This window comes from Streptomyces sp. PsTaAH-137 (genome assembly GCF_003259365.1).
GTDB lineage: Bacteria > Actinomycetota > Actinomycetes > Streptomycetales > Streptomycetaceae > Streptomyces.
The window spans coordinates 138,356-154,874 of record NZ_QLLY01000009.1 but is presented as its reverse complement, the minus strand read 5'-3'; the positions used below and the strand labels follow the sequence as shown (position 1 = coordinate 154,874).

16 protein-coding genes are annotated in these 16,519 nt (G+C 73.2%); 8 read left to right on the top strand and 8 right to left on the bottom strand.

Annotated elements, in window-relative coordinates:
• The first annotated feature begins 138 nt into the window (after positions 1 to 138).
• Positions 139 to 858: a GntR family transcriptional regulator gene (locus tag K377_RS21150; RefSeq protein ID WP_111665011.1), complete on the top strand. Its 720-nt coding sequence runs from the start codon at positions 139 to 141 to the stop codon at positions 856 to 858.
• Here the strand turns inward: K377_RS21150 and glsA are convergent, their stop codons facing one another.
• Positions 859 to 2,661 carry a glutaminase A gene (gene glsA, locus K377_RS21145; protein WP_161194995.1) on the bottom strand — a complete coding sequence of 601 codons (1,803 nt, stop codon included), beginning with the start codon at positions 2,659 to 2,661 and terminating at the stop codon, positions 859 to 861.
• Between the two features lie 52 nt (positions 2,662 to 2,713).
• On the opposite strand from glsA, the gene K377_RS21140 reads away from it, so the two are divergent.
• Positions 2,714 to 3,313 (top strand): DinB family protein, encoded by a 600-nt coding sequence (locus K377_RS21140; protein WP_111665009.1) that lies wholly within the window; start codon positions 2,714 to 2,716, stop codon positions 3,311 to 3,313.
• Positions 3,314 to 3,431: 118 nt separating this feature from the next.
• Entirely contained in the window at positions 3,432 to 4,034 is a 603-nt protein-coding gene (gene wrbA, locus K377_RS21135) for an NAD(P)H:quinone oxidoreductase (protein WP_111665008.1), read from the top strand.
• 26 nt (positions 4,035 to 4,060) lie between these two features.
• Here wrbA and K377_RS21130 read toward each other — a convergent pair whose 3' ends face one another.
• The 3 genes from K377_RS21130 to K377_RS21120 form a co-directional block, all read right to left on the bottom strand.
• Positions 4,061 to 4,471, bottom strand: coding sequence for a (4Fe-4S)-binding protein (locus tag K377_RS21130; protein WP_111665007.1), 411 nt, complete (start codon positions 4,469 to 4,471; stop codon positions 4,061 to 4,063).
• A 101-nt stretch (positions 4,472 to 4,572) separates the two neighbouring features.
• Positions 4,573 to 5,634 carry a PP2C family protein-serine/threonine phosphatase gene (locus tag K377_RS21125; protein WP_111665006.1) on the bottom strand — a complete coding sequence of 354 codons (1,062 nt, stop codon included), beginning with the start codon at positions 5,632 to 5,634 and terminating at the stop codon, positions 4,573 to 4,575.
• 117 nt (positions 5,635 to 5,751) lie between these two features.
• Complete coding sequence (locus tag K377_RS21120; protein ID WP_111665005.1) at positions 5,752 to 7,557, bottom strand: bifunctional sugar phosphate isomerase/epimerase/4-hydroxyphenylpyruvate dioxygenase family protein; 1,806 nt, start codon at positions 7,555 to 7,557, stop codon at positions 5,752 to 5,754.
• 156 nt (positions 7,558 to 7,713) lie between these two features.
• Here K377_RS21120 and K377_RS21115 point away from each other — a divergent pair, with 156 nt between their 5' ends.
• Both K377_RS21115 and K377_RS21110 read left to right on the top strand, forming a co-directional pair.
• The gene (locus tag K377_RS21115; protein WP_111665004.1) at positions 7,714 to 8,367 is read left to right on the top strand and encodes a TetR/AcrR family transcriptional regulator; all 654 of its coding nucleotides are present in this window, start codon (positions 7,714 to 7,716) and stop codon (positions 8,365 to 8,367) included.
• Between the two features lie 146 nt (positions 8,368 to 8,513).
• Positions 8,514 to 9,869, top strand: a complete 1,356-nt coding sequence (locus K377_RS21110; RefSeq protein WP_111665003.1) for an MFS transporter — start codon at positions 8,514 to 8,516, stop codon at positions 9,867 to 9,869.
• A 73-nt stretch (positions 9,870 to 9,942) separates the two neighbouring features.
• On the opposite strand, the gene K377_RS21105 is transcribed toward K377_RS21110, so the two are convergent.
• Positions 9,943 to 10,278, bottom strand: coding sequence for a YkvA family protein (locus K377_RS21105; protein WP_111665002.1), 336 nt, complete (start codon positions 10,276 to 10,278; stop codon positions 9,943 to 9,945).
• A gap of 98 nt (positions 10,279 to 10,376) precedes the next feature.
• On the opposite strand from K377_RS21105, the gene K377_RS41705 reads away from it, so the two are divergent.
• Entirely contained in the window at positions 10,377 to 10,547 is a 171-nt protein-coding gene (locus K377_RS41705; RefSeq protein ID WP_161194994.1) for a hypothetical protein, read from the top strand.
• Here the strand turns inward: K377_RS41705 and K377_RS21100 are convergent, their stop codons facing one another.
• On the bottom strand, positions 10,548 to 11,057 hold the full coding sequence (locus K377_RS21100) for a DUF5709 domain-containing protein (protein ID WP_111665001.1): 510 nt from the start codon (positions 11,055 to 11,057) through the stop codon (positions 10,548 to 10,550).
• Between the two features lie 176 nt (positions 11,058 to 11,233).
• On the opposite strand from K377_RS21100, the gene K377_RS21095 reads away from it, so the two are divergent.
• Together K377_RS21095 and K377_RS21090 are read left to right on the top strand one after the other, a co-directional pair.
• Positions 11,234 to 12,628, top strand: a complete 1,395-nt coding sequence (locus K377_RS21095; RefSeq protein WP_111665000.1) for an SLC13 family permease — start codon at positions 11,234 to 11,236, stop codon at positions 12,626 to 12,628.
• A gap of 224 nt (positions 12,629 to 12,852) precedes the next feature.
• Positions 12,853 to 13,245 (top strand): Ser-Thr-rich GPI-anchored membrane family protein, encoded by a 393-nt coding sequence (locus tag K377_RS21090; protein WP_111664999.1) that lies wholly within the window; start codon positions 12,853 to 12,855, stop codon positions 13,243 to 13,245.
• 6 nt (positions 13,246 to 13,251) lie between these two features.
• On the opposite strand, the gene K377_RS21085 is transcribed toward K377_RS21090, so the two are convergent.
• Positions 13,252 to 15,897, bottom strand: a complete 2,646-nt coding sequence (locus tag K377_RS21085; protein ID WP_111664998.1) for an FUSC family protein — start codon at positions 15,895 to 15,897, stop codon at positions 13,252 to 13,254.
• Positions 15,894 to 16,454, bottom strand: a complete 561-nt coding sequence (locus K377_RS21080; protein WP_111664997.1) for a MarR family winged helix-turn-helix transcriptional regulator — start codon at positions 16,452 to 16,454, stop codon at positions 15,894 to 15,896. The genes K377_RS21085 and K377_RS21080 overlap by 4 nt, the downstream gene beginning before the upstream one ends.
• Between the last annotated feature and the right edge of the window lie 65 nt (positions 16,455 to 16,519).

Genomic DNA, 16,519 nt, shown 5'->3' with positions numbered 1-16,519 from the left:
GCCCGTTAGTGGTATACCGTTACGCGCCCTCAGTCTGGGAGGCGCATGTTGCCCGCGTGTTAGCGGCCGGTTAGCACTGCGCGCACTCCCCCGCGGTCCGCTTACTGTGAGATCCGGACCCGAGCGGAGGAGACCCTGGTGACAGCGGCACAGGCGGCGGGCGCGGAGCGCGGCTCGCTGCGCGACCGTGCGTACGACACGCTGCGGCGGCGCATCGTGGAGGCTCAACTCCAGCCCGGTGAAAGGCTGGTGGAGCGCGATCTCGCGGCGGAGCTGGCGGTCTCCCGGATCCCGCTGCGCGAGGCGCTGCGCCGCCTGGAGGCGGAGGGGCTCGTGGTCCTGGTGCCGCGGCGCGGGGCCCTGGTGTCGCCGTTCACGCCCTCCGACGTCCGTGATCTGTTCGACGTACGGGAGTCGCTGGAGTCCCTGGCGGCGCGGCTCGCGGCCGAGCGGGCCGACGCCGATGGTCTCGCGCGGCTCGCGAGCCGGCTCGACGCGGCGCGCGCGGCGACCCGGCGCCGGGACCGGGCCGCCATCGCGGCGGCGAACGCGGGCTTCCACACCGACATCGTGGAGCTGGCCGACAACCCGCTCCTGACGAGCATGATGCGGCCGCTGGAGGCGCGCACGCTCTGGCTGTTCCGGCTCACGGCGCAGCGGGACGCGGCCCGTCAGTGCGCGGAGCACGAGGAGTTGTACGAGGCGATCGCGGCCGGGGCCGCGGACCGGGCGGCCGCGCTCGCCCTCGGCCATGTCGCGGACGGGCGCGCCGAGTCACTGGCGCTGGCGGCCGCGTGGTCGCATCCGGAGATCGACCCGCAGGCGGTCGCGGCCCGCAGGCGCAGGCGCGGCGCGTGACTATCCGCCGTCGGGCCGGTCGACCGTGTCCGCGCCCTCCAGCGGGGCCCGTTCGAGATGGGCCACGGCATCGGGCGCGAGGGAGCGCAGGCGTACCAGGCCGGAGGCGGTGAGGGTGCGGCAGACGGTGTCGCTCTCGGCGAGGACCCGGCGGGTGATGCGCGCCGGGAAGTCGGCGGGGGTGAGCGCGGCGCCGGGGCCCGCGGACCAGGTGCGCAGGGCGGGTACGGCCTTGGCGGCGTCGGCGCAGACGGCGAGGCGGCCGGATTCGACGTACCAGAGGACGATGCGTTCGCGCAGTTGACGAGCCGGGGGTGCGACGCTCTCCCCGTCGGCGAGGCGCAGGGTGTCGAAGGCGTCGGCGAGGAGGGCCCGCAGCTCCGGGTCGACCCGGCCGAACAGGTCGCAGTCGGCGAGCGGCACCGGTGCGGCCGGGTCGAGGCCCAGGCCGCTCAGGAAGGCGTCCTCGCAGGACTCCAGGGCGCGGCCGAGGTCGGGGAACTCGTCGGCGGCGTGCACCATGGCCTGGCGCTGGTCGGGATCGGCGAGGACCATGCGCACGTCCCGGCGGCCCAGGTCCTGGCCGAGGGCGCGCAGCAGATCGGCGGCGACGGGTTCGATGCGCCCCACACGTGTGAGGTCGAGCGCGAACCACCCTACGGCCGCGGGGAGTTCGCGGGCGGCGCGCAGGGTCTGCTCGGCGGTGGCGAAGTCGAGATCGCCCTGCATGACATGGACGCGGATGCGGTTCGGGTGGGCTTCGAGGGCGGCCCGCTGGTCGCGCGGGCGGTGCCGCAGGGAGCGCAGCGGCGCGGGGTCGAGCGAGCGGGGCGGCATCGGCCGCCGCTCGGGCACGCTGGCCCGCATCAGGTGCAGCCCGAACTGGTCGGACAGGAGATGGCAGGCGGCGATGCCGCGCACGCTGTTGCCCTTCTCCTCCAGCGGCGGGCTGAACACACCGATGCCGAACTGGCCGGGCAGCGCGACCCCGATGGCGCCGGAGACGCCGCTCTTGGCGGGCATGCCGACCTGGAGCATCCACTGGCCCGACGCGTCGTACATGCCGCAGGTCGCCATGACGGCGAGGACGTGCTGGGCGTGGCGCGGGGCGACGACGCGGTCGCCGGAGACGGGGTTGATGCCGCCCGCGGCGAGGGTGGCGTGCATGACGGCGAGGTCGTCGCTGGTGACGAGGACGGAGCACTGCCGGAAGTAGACGTCGAGCTGGTCCTCGACGTCGCCGGTGAGGGAGCCCGCGTTGTGCATGAGGTAGGCGAGGGCGCGGTTGCGGTCGCCGGTGGCGCGCTCGGACGCGTAGACGGCCTCGTCGACGGCGAGCGGCCGGGCGGCGAAGGCGCTGAGCCCGTCGAGGATCCGGTCGAAGCGGGCCTCGGGGGTGTCTCCCGCGACGAGTGATGTGGTGACGATGGCACCGGCGTTGACCATCGGGTTCGGCGGCCGGCCGGTACCGGGTTCGAGCCGGATGGAGTTGAAGGCCTCGCCGCTCGGCTCGGCGCCCACCCGGGTGAGCACCTCCTCCAGACCGCGGTCGGCGAGGGCGAGCGCGAACACGAAGGGCTTCGACACGGACTGGACGGTGAACGGCGCCTGTGTGTCGCCGCTGCCGTAGACCTGCCCGTCGAGGGCGCACAGGCTGAGGCCGAACAGGTCCGGGTCGACCCGGCTCAGTTCGGGGATGTACGAGGCGGGCGCGCCACCGCCCAGGTCGCGCAGGCTGCTGCGCACCTGGTCGAGGAGCCCGCTCAGCGGGTCGCCCGGCGGGCCTTGCTGGTCGTGTCGCACCCGTCCATCGAAACCCATGGAGCGCCGGTCCGCGCCCCGGCAGACTGCCCCCATGACCGAGACCGATCACAAGAGCGACCTGCTGCGTTACCTCCAGGACGCCCGTGAGGCGCTGGTGTGGAAGCTGGACGGGCTGAGCGAGTACGACGTGCGCCGCCCCCTCACCGGGACCGGAACCAACCTCCTGGGCCTGATCAAGCACCTCACCGGTGTGGAACTGGGCTATCTCCGCGACACGTTCGGCCGGCCGCACGACGAGCCGCTGCCCGACTTCAAGGAGGGCGCGGATCCCAACGCGGACATGTTCGCCGCCGCGGACGAGTCGCGGGAGCTGATCGTGGAGCGCTACCGCCGGGCCTGGGCCCTGGCCGACGCCACCGTCCGCGACCTGCCGCTCGACACGACCGGCACGGTGCCGTGGTGGCCCGCGGAGCGCGCCGCGATCACCCTGCACCACGCGCTGGTCCGGACGCTGTCCGACACCCAGCGGCACGCGGGACACGCCGACATCCTGCGCGAGGGGCTGGACGGGGAGGTGGGGTACCGGCAGGACAACGACTCACTGCCCTCGCACGACCCGGCCTGGTGGGAGGAGCTCCGGGAGCGGCAGGAGCGGATCGCCCGCGAGGCCGGGCGAGGGACCGGGACCTGAGCCGGGGGGGCGGCCGGGACCAAGGGCCTCACTCCCCTGGCCCAAGGCCCCGTTCGCCACACGCCGCACCGGGCGAGGATGTCCGTAACGCCGCATTTCCCCGTGTGAGGAGAACCCGATGCAAGCACGTGTCGCCGTCGTCTACTACAGCGCCACCGGCAACGTCCACGCTCTCGCGGAAGCCGTCGCCGAAGGCGCCCGGAGCAGGAATGCCGAGGTGCGGCTGCGGCGGGTGCCCGAGCTGGCGCCGGACTCCGCGATCGACGCCAACCCGGCCTGGCGCGCGCATGTCGACGCGACCAAGGACTCGGTGCAGGAGGCGACCCTGGAGGACCTGGAGTGGGCGACGGCGTACGCGTTCGGCACGCCCACCCGGTTCGGCACGCCGACCGCGCAGCTGAAGCAGTTCATCGACACGACCGGTGGGCTGTGGAACGCGGGTGTCTTCCACAACAAGCCCGCCACCAGCTTCACGTCGGCGATGAACCGGCACGGCGGCCAGGAGTCGACGATCCTCGCGCTGAACAACGTCTTCTACCACTGGGGCTGCGTCATCGTGCCGCCCGGCTACACCGACCCGCTGATCTTCAACGCGGGCGGCAACCCCTACGGCGTGAGCTGGCCGAGCGGCGGCGGCGAGGGCCCGGACGAGGCCGTGCTCGAAGCGGCCCGCTACCAGGGCCGCCACCTCGCGGACATCTCGCTGCGGCTGGAGTCCTGAGCGGCGGCGCCGGTCGTCGTCCGCCCTCAGCCTTCCCCGCCGCAGGGACCTGAGTGATCGCAGTACGGCTGATGAGCGCTCGCGCCGCACGCGCAGAGCAGGGCGCGGGTCTCCCGCCGGGGACCCGCGCCTGTCCGCGTCTCCAGGTCCCCGCGCACGGCGAGCTGGCCGGACGCGGTCCTGGCGATGCTCGTCGGCCGTTGCGGCTCCTCCGCGGTGCCGTCGGCGAGGCGGTAGGTGAGCGCGCCCGACGGGCAGCGGCGGACGACCTCCGCCACCTGCGGGGCGTCCGCCGCGTCCGGCAGAATCCAGGGGCGGCGGGAGGTGTCGAAGACCTCCGGGAGACCGCCGACGCACTCGGCGGCGTGCAGGCAGCGGCCCGGTTCGAAGGTGACCTCGATGTTCTGGCCTGCGTACGGCTTCTGCTGGGCGGACACGGCGCACTCCAGTGGGAGAAGGGGTCGAACGCACCATTGTGGATCGCGACCTTCCGGACGTCTGGAGGCTCGTCCGCGCGCGTCACTCCCCTGGCGGCGGCTCAGTCCTCGCGGTGGCGCAGCAGCAGCATGGCCGCGTCGTCGTGCAGCGGGCCCGCCGCGTGCTCGACGAGATCGGTGCGCAGCCGCTCCAGGGCGGCCTGGGGGTCGGTGTCCTTGAGGAAGGAGACCCGGTCCTCCAGCGGATAGAACGTGCCGTCCCCGTCGCGGGCCTCGCTCACCCCGTCCGTGTAGAGGAGCAGTTGGTCGCCGGGGGCGAACGGGACGGCGTACGGTACGGGCTCGTCGCCGCCGTGCACGCCGAGGCCGAGGGGCAGGGCGAAGTGCGGCGGTTCGGGGAACTCGGTGGTGCCGTCGGCGCGGGCGAGCAGCGGGGCCGGGTGCCCGAAGTTGAGGAACGTCGCCTCGCGGTCGCCCGCGGCCACCTCGACGAGCAGGGCGCTGACGAACCGCTCCCCCAGCAGTTCCCGCTCCAGGGCGCGCTCCAGGCGCTTGCCGAGTCCGGCCAGTTCGGCCTCGTCGTGGGCGGCCTCGCGGAACGCGCCGAGGACCAGCGCGGCGGTCTCGACGGCCTCCAGGCCCTTGCCCTGGACGTCGCCGATGATGACGCGGGTGCCGCCGGGGGCGACCACGACCTCGTACAGATCGCCGCCGATGCGCGCCTGTGCGACGGCCGACGTGTAGGAGACGGCGACGCGCAGGGCACCGGCGACGCGCGGGACCGGCCGCAGCAGGACGCGCTGGGCGACCTCGGCGATGGAGCGGACGCTGGCGAGTTCGGCGTCGCGGCGCTCGCGCATCACGACCGCGCCGAGGGCGGCCGCGGTGACTCCGGCGACGCTGATGGAGGCGATGTAGACGCGGCGCTTGCCGAGGGTCCCGTCGGACGCGGCGAGCACGACGCACAGCAGGACGGCGAAGGCCCCGATCCGCGCGGTGCGGCGCTTGCCGCCGCTCAGTCCCGCGAAGGCGGGGCCGAGCGCCATGAGGGACAGCAGCCCGAACCCGGTGGGCGTCACGAACTCGGTGATCACCACCACGCCCATCACCGCGTACGGCAGGACGGCGAGGGCCCGGCCGGCCGGGAACTTCGCCTTCGTCATCGCACTCCCCGTCAGGACGGCCCGTCGGCGTTCGGACATGTCGCGCCTTGAGCGTATGCGGGGTTTCTTGGGAACGGATGAGATAGAGGCAAATCCGTGACCTGACGTGACGCTCCGTCAGCGTCCGGCCACCCCGCCCGAGTCGTGCTGCGCGGCGAGCCGCACCGGGGTGTTCTGCGCGCCGTACCCGCGGTAGCCGCCGTCGCGCTGGACGAGTTCGAAGAAGACCCGGCCGAGGGTACGGGTGTAGCAGTGCCGGAAGGTGCCGTGGTCGTCCTCGTCGTAGAGGATGCCGAGTTCCCGGTAGGTCTCCAGCTCGCCGGGGGCGAACTCGTGGCGGGCCGCGAGGTCGTCGTAGTAGTTGCCGGGCACGGCGAGGATCCGGCCGCCGGCGGCACGGAAGCGGCGGGCGGCGGTGACCACGTCGTCGGTGGCGAGGGCGATGTGCTGGGCCCGGTCGCGGTCGTCGGCGGGGCCCGGGCCGACGCCGAGGGCGAACCGGACGGTGCCGTCGGCGGTGGAGAAGGCACGGCTGCGCAGCAGTCCGTACGGGTCGGCGACGTCGACACTGGCCCGGGCGTCGAGGCCGAGGACCGCGCGGTGGAAGAGCGAGGCCTCGTCGAACTGGTGCCAGGGCTGGGTGAGCGCGAGGTGGTCGACGCGGAGCACGTCGTCGGTCGCGGGCTGCTCACCGGTGGGCGCGAAGTCCGCCTTCCAGTCGGGGAGTTCGGGCCGGCCGGTGGCGCAGAAGAAGAGTTCGGTGCCGTCGGGCGCGGCGACGGCGTCGAGCAGGACGTCGCCGGTGGCGCGGCGGCGTGGCAGGACCGGGGCGAGCAGCGCCTCGGCGCGCCGGGCGGCGCCGGCCGGGTCGGGGCTCTCCAGGCCGACGGCGGCGACGACGGTGCCGTCGCGGCGGGCGGCGGGCCCGGTGTTGAGCAGGATGCGGGCCTCGCCCTGCTCCCACAGGTCGACGGGCTTGCCGCGGTGGCGGCCGGTGCGGGTGAAGCCGAGGGCGGTGAGCAGTTCCGTGGCGGGGGCGATGTCGGGGGTGACGAGTTCGGCGAAGGCGACGCCGGTGGGGACGACGGGCGCGGGCAGGTTCCCCTCTCCCCCGGCTTCCCGCAGGGTGAGCAGCGAGCGATGGGCGTCGACGGCGGCGGGCCCGGCCTCGGCCTGCCGGAACACGTCGTTGAAGACCTCCAGGGACAGCGGCCCGGAATAGCCCGCGCGCAGCACGTGCCGCAGCAGTCCGGCGACATCCAGGTCGCCCTGTCCGGGGAAGCAGCGGTAGTGGCGGCTCCACTGCAGCACGTCCATCGCGAGCCGCGGCGCGTCGGCCAGTTGCAGGAAGAAGATCTTGTCGCCGGGGATCTCCTCGATCCCTTCGAGCTCCTTGGGACCGGCGCCGCGGGCGAGGATGTGGAAACTGTCGAGGCAGGTGCCGAGCGCGGGACGGTCCGCGGCCTCGACGATGCGCCAGGCGTGGTCGTACGTGTTGACGTGGCGGCCCCAGGCGAGCGCCTCGTAGGCGACCCGGATCCCGGACTCGGCCGCCCGGTCCGCGAGGCGCGCCAGCTGCTCCGCGGCGAGCGCGTCGTCGTCCCGGGCGAGCGGGGAGACGCTGGAGCAGACGAGGAGGGTGTCGGCGCCGAGCCGCCGCATGACGCGGAACTTGTGCTCGGCGCGGCGCAGGTTGCGCGCGAACACGTCGTCGGGCACCGCCTCGATGTCGCGCATCGGCTGGTACAGGTCGATGGTCAGGCCGAGGTCGGCGCAGAGGGCGCGGATCTCCTCCGGGGTCAGCGGGCCGGCGAGCAGGTCGTTCTCGAAGATCTCGACACCGTCGAATCCGGCGCGGGCCGCGGCCGTGAGCTTCTCGGTGAGCGAGCCGCTGAGCGAGACGGTGGCGATGCAGGTGCGCACGGCGGACTCCCGGTTAATGTACGAACTGGTTCGTTACTCATATCAAGCGGAACGCCGCAGGGGAAGGGAGTCGGCGCCACCGGCTCGGAAAACCGGCTTCTACAATCACCACCAGCACAGGCCACCGCACGTCCGCCGCTCGAAGGATCGATCCTGATGACCACCACGGAAGAACCGGCGCGGCGCGAGGGCCGCATCCGCGACGCGGCCCGCACCAGGGCCGAGATCCTCGCGGTGGCCACCGAGGAGTTCGCCCGGGCCGGGTACACGGGTGCCCGGGTCGACGAGATCGCGGCCCGCACCCGCACGACGAAGCGGATGATCTACTACTACTTCGGCGGCAAGGAGCAGTTGTTCACCGCGGTCCTGGAGCGCAGCTACACGGTGATCCGCGAGGCCGAGCAGGACGTGGACGTCGAGCACCTCGACCCGGTCGCGGCGATCCGCCGGCTCGCCGAGCTGACCTTCGACCACCACGAGGCCCACCCGGACTTCATCCGGCTCGTGAGCATCGAGAACATCCACGACGCCGAGCACATCACCGCGTCGAAGACGCTCAGCTCGCTCAACTCCCCCGCGATCGACGTGATCCGCCGGATCCTGGAGGCGGGCCGGGCCGAGGGCGTGTTCACGGCGGACGTGGACGCGGTCGATCTGCACGCGATGATCAGTTCGTTCTGCTTCTTCCGGGTCTCCAACCGGCATACGTTCGGCGCCCTGTTCGGCCGCGACCTGACCGCCGCCGACCGCCGCGAGCACTACCGGACCATGCTCGGCGACATGGTCATCGCCTATCTCACGGCCCGTTAGGCGCCCCACCGGCAACCGGCCGCGACACAGCTCTTGACAGGCCGTTGACACCGGCGCAACATCTCAGGCCATCCACTACTAACTATCCAGTGGGTTAATTAACCGGATGCCGAGCCGAGTGCTTCCCGTCCCCCGAAGGAGCCCGTGTGTCCGTCCCCGCACCCCCGCCGCCGCAGGGCCAGCCACGCAAGGCGGCTCTCGCCGCCTGGATCGGCAGCGCCCTGGAGTACTACGACTTCTTCATCTACGGCAGTGCCGCCGCCCTGGTCTTCCCGAAGGTCTTCTTCGACGAGTCCGATCCGGCGAACGCGGCGCTGCTCTCCCTCGCCACCTTCGGTGTCGCCTACGCGGCCCGCCCCGTCGGCGCCCTCTTCCTCGGACACGTGGGCGACCGCCTCGGGCGTCGCACGATCATGGTGTTCACGCTGGTCCTGATGGGCCTGTCCACGTTCCTCATCGGCTGTCTGCCGACCCGCGACCAGGTCGGCGGGCTCGCACCCGTCCTGCTGGTCCTGTGCCGGGTGCTGCAGGGCATCTCCGCGGCCGGCGAGCAGGCCAGTGCGGGCTCGATGTCCCTGGAGCACGCACCCGAGCACCGCCGCGCGTACTTCACGAGTTTCACACTGAGCGGCACGCAGGCCGGACAGCTCCTGGCCACGCTGGTGTTCCTGCCGGTGGCTGCCCTGCCGGAGGACCAACTCCTGTCGTGGGGCTGGCGGATCCCGTTCTGGCTGAGCCTGGTCGTCGCCGTGGTCGGCTACGTCATCCGGCGCACGCTGGAGGAGCCGCCGGAGTTCGCCCGGCAGGCGGCCCGGACCGACAAGGCCGCGCGGCTGCCGCTCGTCGTGCTCGTCACCGAGCACTGGGCGGGGCTGCTGCGGGTCGTCGCGGGCGCGCTGGTCGCCTCGGTGAGCACGATCTTCACGGTGTGGGCCCTGTCGTACGCGACCAGCGACGCGGTCGGCATGGACCGCTCGGCCATGCTGTGGGTGGCCGCCCTGGCGAACGTGGTGGCGCTGGGCACGATCCCGCTCTGGGCCCGGCTCGCCGACCGGATCGGGCGGCGCCCGGTCTACCTGATCGGCGCCGCGGGCAGCATGGCGGCTATGTTCGGCTATCTATGGGCGATCTCCACGGGCTCGTACGCCCTCACCCTCGTCCTCGGGATCCTGGCCTTCGGTGTCGTCTACAGCGCGGCCAACGCGGTATGGCCGGCTTTCTACGGCGAGATGTTCCCGACCAGGGTCCGGCTCTCCGGGATGGCGATCGGTACGCAGATCGGCTTCGCGGTCGCCGGGTTCGCGGTGACGTTCGCGGCGCGGATCGCCGGTCCCGACGGAGCCGACTGGTTCGCGGTGGCGCTGTTCACGGCGGCGCTGTGCGTGCCGCCGGTGATCGCGGCGCTGACGGCGCGCGAGACGTTCCGGGTGCCGACACCGCGGTTGGGCGAGCGGCCCGAGGCCACCGTGCCGGTGGAGGACGCGCGGGGCGCGACGGTCTGACGGAGCGCGCGGAGGTGGCGGGTGACACGGGCCGGGCCCGTGTCACCCGCCACTCCTTCCTTGCGGCCCCCCGTCAGTCGCGGCCCACACCTTCGCGCCCGAGCCCTTCGTGATCCACCTTCTCCTGACCCGTGCTCTCCAGACCGACGCGCTGTGCCGCGGAGTGGAGGGCCTTGAGGGCGAGGAGCAGGACGCCGATGTCGTCCAGGTAGATGGGGTCGGGCAGCAGGTCGACCGGGGAGATCGTGTAGATCACCGCGGTCCAGAACAGGGCCTTGTCGCGCAGCGGGATACCGGCGTCGAGGAGCAGCCGCCGGGCCTTGAACACCCGCACGAGCAGCACCGCGGCGGCCACCAGCATGGCCAGGGCCACGACCGCCGCCAGTACGAGCCAGGTGTTTCCGTCCATAAGTCCCCTCCGTGCCCCCGCACGCGGCCCGGGTGCGCCGCGCCGCGCGTCACGCGATCATGGAGCCCGGATCCCGGCCCGCACAAGGAGGACGGTTCGTGCTCATCTACGTGGCGATGATCCTGGGGGCGGTCAGCGTGCTCTGCATAGGTCTCACGGCCCGCCGGCTCGCGGCGGACCGGCTCGCGCTCGTACCGCCCCTCACAGCCCTGTGCACCGCTCTGCTGTCGGTGGCACTGATGCTGACGGCGGCCTACACCGGCCAGTGATCAATAGGCCGTCCCCTCGTCCTCCTCCACCAGGTGCATGGCGGCCTCCTCGGCCGACGCGGCCCCACCGCCGAAGCCCACGTCCATGGCGACCATGTCCTTCTCGGCGTCCTCGTGGGCGCCTTCGTCGGGTGCGACGAGCCGTCCCGCGCGCACGGTCCCCACCTCGCCGTCGACCGGCTCTCCGGCGCCGCCGGTCAGGTCACCGATGCCGTCACCGGCTCCGTCGCCCGACTCCAGCGCCTCGTACTCCTCGACGACGGGGTCCGGGCTCTCCTCGGCCAGCCGCTCGTCGAGGGTCTCACCGCGCAGCCGCTCGGCCGCCGTGACCCCGCTGTGCTCGACTCCCAGCGGCCGCTCCGGCGGCGACCAGCCCTCGTCGTACGGGTCGACCCCGCGGTCGTAGAGGGTGTCCTCCACCTCGAGGATGCCCTCGTCCTCCCGGGCATCCGGATCACCCGGCTGGTACACCTCGTCACCCATGGCCGTCACATCACTCGACTCGGTCATCCGGTGTCTCCTCCTTCCGGGTCCCCGTTGCGTTCCGTCCCTGTCGTCTGTCCAGTCTGCGCCCGATCACGCCCGCCGGCCGTGCGGACGCGGCGCGAACCGACCCGGTGAAAAATCTTGACAGAGCGCCGACAGGTCGGGAAATTGGCTGAGCCACTCGACCACTGGAGTCGCCCGTGTCCCCGGAACTGCTGTCCGTCCTCGTCCTCGCGGTGATCTTCGTGATCGCCACCACGCGCTCCGTCAACATGGGCGCCCTGGCGTTCGCCGCCGCCTTCGCCGTCGGCGGGCTCGCCGCCGATCTCGACGCCGATGCCGTGTTCGCCGGGTTCCCCGGCGATCTGTTCGTGGTGCTCGCCGGCGTCACCTATCTGTTCGCGATCGCCCGCGCCAACGGTACGACCGACTGGCTGGTGCACGCCTCGGTGCGCCTGGTGGGCGGGCGGGTCGCGCTGATCCCGTGGGTGATGTTCGCCGTCACGGCGGCGCTCACCGCGATCGGCGCGGTCAGCCCGGGGGCGGTCGCCATCGTGGCGCCCCTGGCCCTCGGCTTCGCCGCCCAGTACGGGATCAGTCCCCTGCTGATGGGGATCATGGTGGTGCACGGGGCGCAGGCGGGCGGATTCTCGCCGACGAGCGTGTACGGCTCGACGGTGAACAGCATCGTCGACCGTGAACACCTGCCGGGCAACGAGGGGGCGCTGTTCCTCGCCAGCCTCGTCGTGAACACGGTCATCGCGGGCATCGTCTACACGGCTCTGAGGCGGCGAGGCGGTGTGCCGTCGCGTGCTCCCGAAGGGACCGTGGCAGCCGGTACCGGTGGCGCGACGCAGGGCTCACCGGACACGTCCGGGGGCGGGGGCGCCGTCGACGACGGCACCGCTGCCGGTACGCGTACGGGTACGGGTACGGGTACGGGTACGGGTACGGCCAGCACGACGGCCGGGCCCGCGACGGCGCCTGTCGCTCCGCGTCTGGACGCGCCGATCGCCGTCACACTCACGGGGCTGGTGGCACTCGTCGTCTGCGCCCTCGCCTTCGACCTCGACGTCGGCCTGACGGCGATCACGATCGCGGTGCTCCTGAGCGTCGTGTGGCCCGCGACCAGCAGGACGGCGGTCGCCGAGATCTCCTGGTCCACGGTCTTCCTCATCTGCGGGGTGCTCACCTACGTCGGTGTCCTGGACGAGATGGGCACGATCACGTGGGCGGGCGACGCCGTCAGCGGGATCGGCGTGCCCCTGCTCGCGGCCCTGCTGCTCTGCTACATCGGCGCGATCGTCTCGGCGTTCGCCTCGTCGGTCGGGATCATGGGCGCGCTGATCCCGCTCGCCGTGCCGTTCCTCGCGGCGGGCGAGGTGGGGGCGGTGGGCATGGTGGCGGCGCTGGCCGTCTCGGCGACGGTGGTCGACGTCAGCCCGTTCTCGACCAACGGCGCGCTCGTCCTCGCCAATGCCGCGGAGGTGGACCGGGAGCGGTTCTTCCGGCAGCTGATGGCCTACGGGGCGGCGGTCGTGGTCGTCGCCCCGGCCGTGGTGTGGCTGGCGCTGGTGGTGCCGGGCGGCGTCTGAGGGCCGGGGCACGCCTCGGGCGCGCGGGCGCGAGGATGCGCGCGAGCGGCGAAGCTGTCCTGTCGAGCCCGCCGGTTCGGGGACAGAGCCGTACCCCATGGGGTGGGGCTGCCCCGCGATTCCTTAACTGATCTTGCCGGGGTGGAACCTTTACAGACGTCCGCCTCCCGTGCCGCACGGCGCGGGAGATCCGTCCGTCGTCTCACGCGGAACGAGGTCGTCGCATGCGCCGTACCGGATTCCTTTCCCTGTCCCTCTCCCTGGCCGCGCTCCCCGTGCTGGTCGTCGCCCCGTCGGGCACGGCGGCCGGGGACGACGCGCTCACCGTCACCGCTCCGACCACGGGCTCCGTGCACCGGGTGGGCGCCAGTGTCTTCGTGACCTGGCGCAACACCACCGGGCAGGAGCTGGACATGTGGCTCGTGCACGGCAGCGACGGCCGGGTGATACGGCTCGCGGCCAAGCTGAGCGGGGCGGCGGAGGGCGAGACCGCCACGGTGCTGCCGACCGTCGTGAACGGCGACGGCTACACGATCGAGCTGGCGGCCCGGGCGGGCGGCGCCCGGGCCTCCAGCGGCTCGTTCGCCGTCGCCCCGCGGCTCCGGGCCGCACGCTGACCGGCTTCAGGGGGTCCGTGCGATGTCGTGCCGTACGGTCCCGGCGTCCTGGTCGACCGTGACCAGTTCGGCGCGGGGTGCGTGCCGCTCGCCGGAGACGACCAGGGTGTGGGTGCCCGCCGGGACCGCGTCCAGCGTGTAGGCGCCGCGGTTCACCTGCGCCTTGGCGAGGCGTTTGCCGCGGGCGCTGATCACGGTGATCCAGGCGGGGCAGCCCTCGGGGTGGAGGTCGCAGCGCACGGTCCCGGTCAGCCGGGCGGTGCCGGCGCCCGTGCCGGTGGCGCGAGTGCGTGCCTGCGGTTCGCCCCAGGCGGCCATCAGCGCGCGGGTGGTGCGCTGCATCGGCGTGGTGGTGACGGGTGCGGTGCGGCCCGGCGCGGCCACCGGGAGGCCGGCCTGCTCGGCGTAGGCGGCGAGCGCCTCGTCCAGCGCGGCGATCTCCCGCAGTGCCGTACGCAGCCGGTCCGCGCGCGGTCCCGGCGCGGAGGGGGCCAGTTCGGTCTCCAGTTCGCGGACCAGCGGGCCGACCCGTCGCCAGGCGCCTTCCGGTTCTCCGGTCGCGTAGAACCGGTCGAGCTCCTTCAGGGACGCGGTGAGGGTCTGGGTCACGAGGCGGGCCCGTTCGGCCAGGCGCGGGGGCAGGTCGACGTCGATGTCGGCGGCCGCGGCGAGGGTGCGGGCGTGTCCGGTCGCCGTGGCGAGCAGCGCCACCCGGTGGTCGGCGGACGGGCCGCGCACCCCGAGCGGCATCCGCACCAGGGGCCGGACGATGCCCTGCACCTGGAGCAGCGCGGCGTCCACGGTGCGGGCCGCGCCGCGCAGCCGGACCGGTGCCTCGGGTCCGTCCCAGCGCCGCTCGACCTGCTGGATCACCTGGGCGAGCGCGTCGACCCAGCCGCGCTCGGCCTCCTTGACGACGGTGCGGCGCGAGAGCGGGAAGATCAGCGCGGCGCAGGCGGTGGCGACGAGGATGCCGATGCCGTTGTCCAGGATCCGCTCCCCCAGCAGGTGCTCCATGCCGCTGTCGGGCGTGGTCATGCCGTAGAGCTGGGTGAGGGCGACGACGAGGCCGACGACCCAGCAGGCGTACGCGCGCTGTATGCCCCAGGCGCCGAGCGAGAGCCCGGCGACGATGACGGCGAGCGTGGCGTAGACGTGGTCGCGGCCGATGAGGTGGAGCAGGACGATGCCGAGGACGGCGCCGACGGCGGTGCCGACCATGCGGTGGGCGAACTTGCGCAGCCGTTCGTGGGTGGTGTTGGTGCCGAACAGCGTGATCATCACGCCGACCAGGCCCCAGTAGAAGCGGCGCGGGTCGATGGCGTCGGCGATGGGGCAGACGATGGCGGCGGCGATCGCGGCGTGCGCGGGGACGCGGATGTAGGGGACGACGCGCCGCCAGCCGGTCTCGGTGCCCGCGGCGAGGACCCGGCGGGCCGGTCCCGCGGAGCCCGGGAGGCGGTCGTTCTCCAGGGCGACGGTCGGCTGGAAGGGGACGTCGGCCGGGTTGGCGCACGTGCGCCGCCCGAGGGCGAGCCAGTTGCCGAGGGCGTCCGCGAGGGTGTCGAGGAGATCGCCGGTGCGCCGGGCGAGGACGGCGGCCTCGACGTCGTCGGGGGACGCGGTGGCGTCGCGCAGGATCGCCTCGGCCCGTTCCTGGATGTGGGCGGCGGCCGGGCGCAGTCCCTCGGCGCGGCCGAGCGGGGTGTCGCGGGCCAGCACGAGGCCGACGGCGAGGGCTTCGCGCAGCGGTCCGGGTACGGGCAGCCGGGTGAGGTCGGCGGCGGCCTGGCCGATGCCGCGCAGGGCGAGTTCGGCGTCGAAGAGGTGGCGGTGCAGGAGTTCGGCGGCGGCCGGGTCGGCGGCGACCTCGGGCTGGGCGAGCCGGCCGTCGATGGTGACGGTGGTGATGTTGAGGCGGCGCAGGGCGCGGGTCATCCGGCGCACCGCGCGCTGCTGGTCGGCGTCCGGGTCGAGGGCGTCGACGGCGGCGTCGGCGACCCGGCGGGCCTCGACGACGAAGGCGCGCTGGGTGCGCAGCAGGTCCTCGCGGGGCATCGGGAAGCAGAGCAGCAGCCGGGTCGCGAGCACGGCGGCCGCGGCCACCAGGGCGACGGCGAAGGCCTTGCCGACGAGGGAGGCGGGAATCCCGGCGAGCATGCCGACCATCAGGCCGTTGAACAGCATCATGCCGGTGATCAGCGCGAACGGCCCGAACCTGGCGAGGAGGAAGGTGAGGGCGAGCGCGGCGACCATGAGGGTCATCTGCGCGAGGCGCCGCCCGTCCAGGCTCGCGCACACCCAGAGCACCACGCTGTACGGGAACGGCATCCACAGGATGGCGCGGGCGAGCCGGTCCCAGGTGTTCTCGGCGACCGCGAAGGCGCTCATCAGGCCCATCATCCCGGCGACCATCATGCCGATCATGGCGGGGATGTTCAGCGCCCCGGCCATCCAGTAGCCGACGGCGAGCGAGGTGACCATGGCGACCAGCGACCGCCAGCCCGACTGCAACTGGCCGAGTCCGGGGTCGGCGGCGAGGACCCAGTCCCACCATCTGCGGGGTCCGGCGACCCGGTGCGGGGCGAGGCCCGCGTCGGCGGTGCTCTCGGTGGTGACGGACAGGTCCGGCAGGGTGCCCGGGGTGGTCAACTGGCCTCCGATTCAACGGTGTTCATACGTGCGTTCTGGCTGGTGAGGGCATCCACCAGAGGGGTGATCGCGCTCCGCGCGGCGGCGACCGCGCGCTCGGACGCCTCAGTGCTCCCGGCGGTCCCGGCGGTTCCGGCGCCGCCTTCGAGGGCGGTGAGCAGGGCGGCGGCCATCCGCTGCCGGCCCCGCTCCATCAGGGCGCGTCCGGCGTCACTCAGCGAGGTCTCCACGGCCCGTCGGTCCTCCTCGCAGCGGCGCCGCTCGACGAGACCGGCTTCCTGGAGCTGCTGAAGGATGACGGTGACCCGGGGCTGGGCCATGCCGGTGCGGGCGGCGAGCGCGGTCACCCGGCTCGGCCCCTCTTCCAGCGCGTCGAGCACCGCGACCTGGCTGCGGGTGAGACCGAACTCGCCCGCCCTGAAGAGGATCTGGGACAGCTGCGCGATCCCGCGCAGGAGTCCTCGGGCGGCACCTTCGATGCGCTGCGCCCCGACGACGTCGACCGGGTCGCCCGAGCCGCCGTTCGGACCGTGGGCCGACCCTTCAGATAGATGCATATGGAAAGAATATACATGCCGAATACATTCACCTGCGCCGGGGGCCGCCCCGATGTCGCGCGGGG

Excerpts from the sequence above, each read along its gene's own strand:
- K377_RS21100 (WP_111665001.1), bottom strand. The coding sequence starts at position 11,057 with ATGACCGAGTCGAGTGATGTGACGGCCATGGGTGACGAGGTGTACCAG.
- K377_RS21140 (WP_111665009.1), top strand. The coding sequence starts at position 2,714 with ATGACCGAGACCGATCACAAGAGCGACCTGCTGCGTTACCTCCAGGAC.
- K377_RS21080 (WP_111664997.1), bottom strand. The coding sequence starts at position 16,454 with ATGCATCTATCTGAAGGGTCGGCCCACGGTCCGAACGGCGGCTCGGGC.
- K377_RS21105 (WP_111665002.1), bottom strand. The coding sequence starts at position 10,278 with ATGGACGGAAACACCTGGCTCGTACTGGCGGCGGTCGTGGCCCTGGCC.
- K377_RS21115 (WP_111665004.1), top strand. The coding sequence starts at position 7,714 with ATGACCACCACGGAAGAACCGGCGCGGCGCGAGGGCCGCATCCGCGAC.
- K377_RS21125 (WP_111665006.1), bottom strand. The coding sequence starts at position 5,634 with ATGACGAAGGCGAAGTTCCCGGCCGGCCGGGCCCTCGCCGTCCTGCCG.
- K377_RS21090 (WP_111664999.1), top strand. The coding sequence starts at position 12,853 with ATGCGCCGTACCGGATTCCTTTCCCTGTCCCTCTCCCTGGCCGCGCTC.
- wrbA (WP_111665008.1), top strand. The coding sequence starts at position 3,432 with ATGCAAGCACGTGTCGCCGTCGTCTACTACAGCGCCACCGGCAACGTC.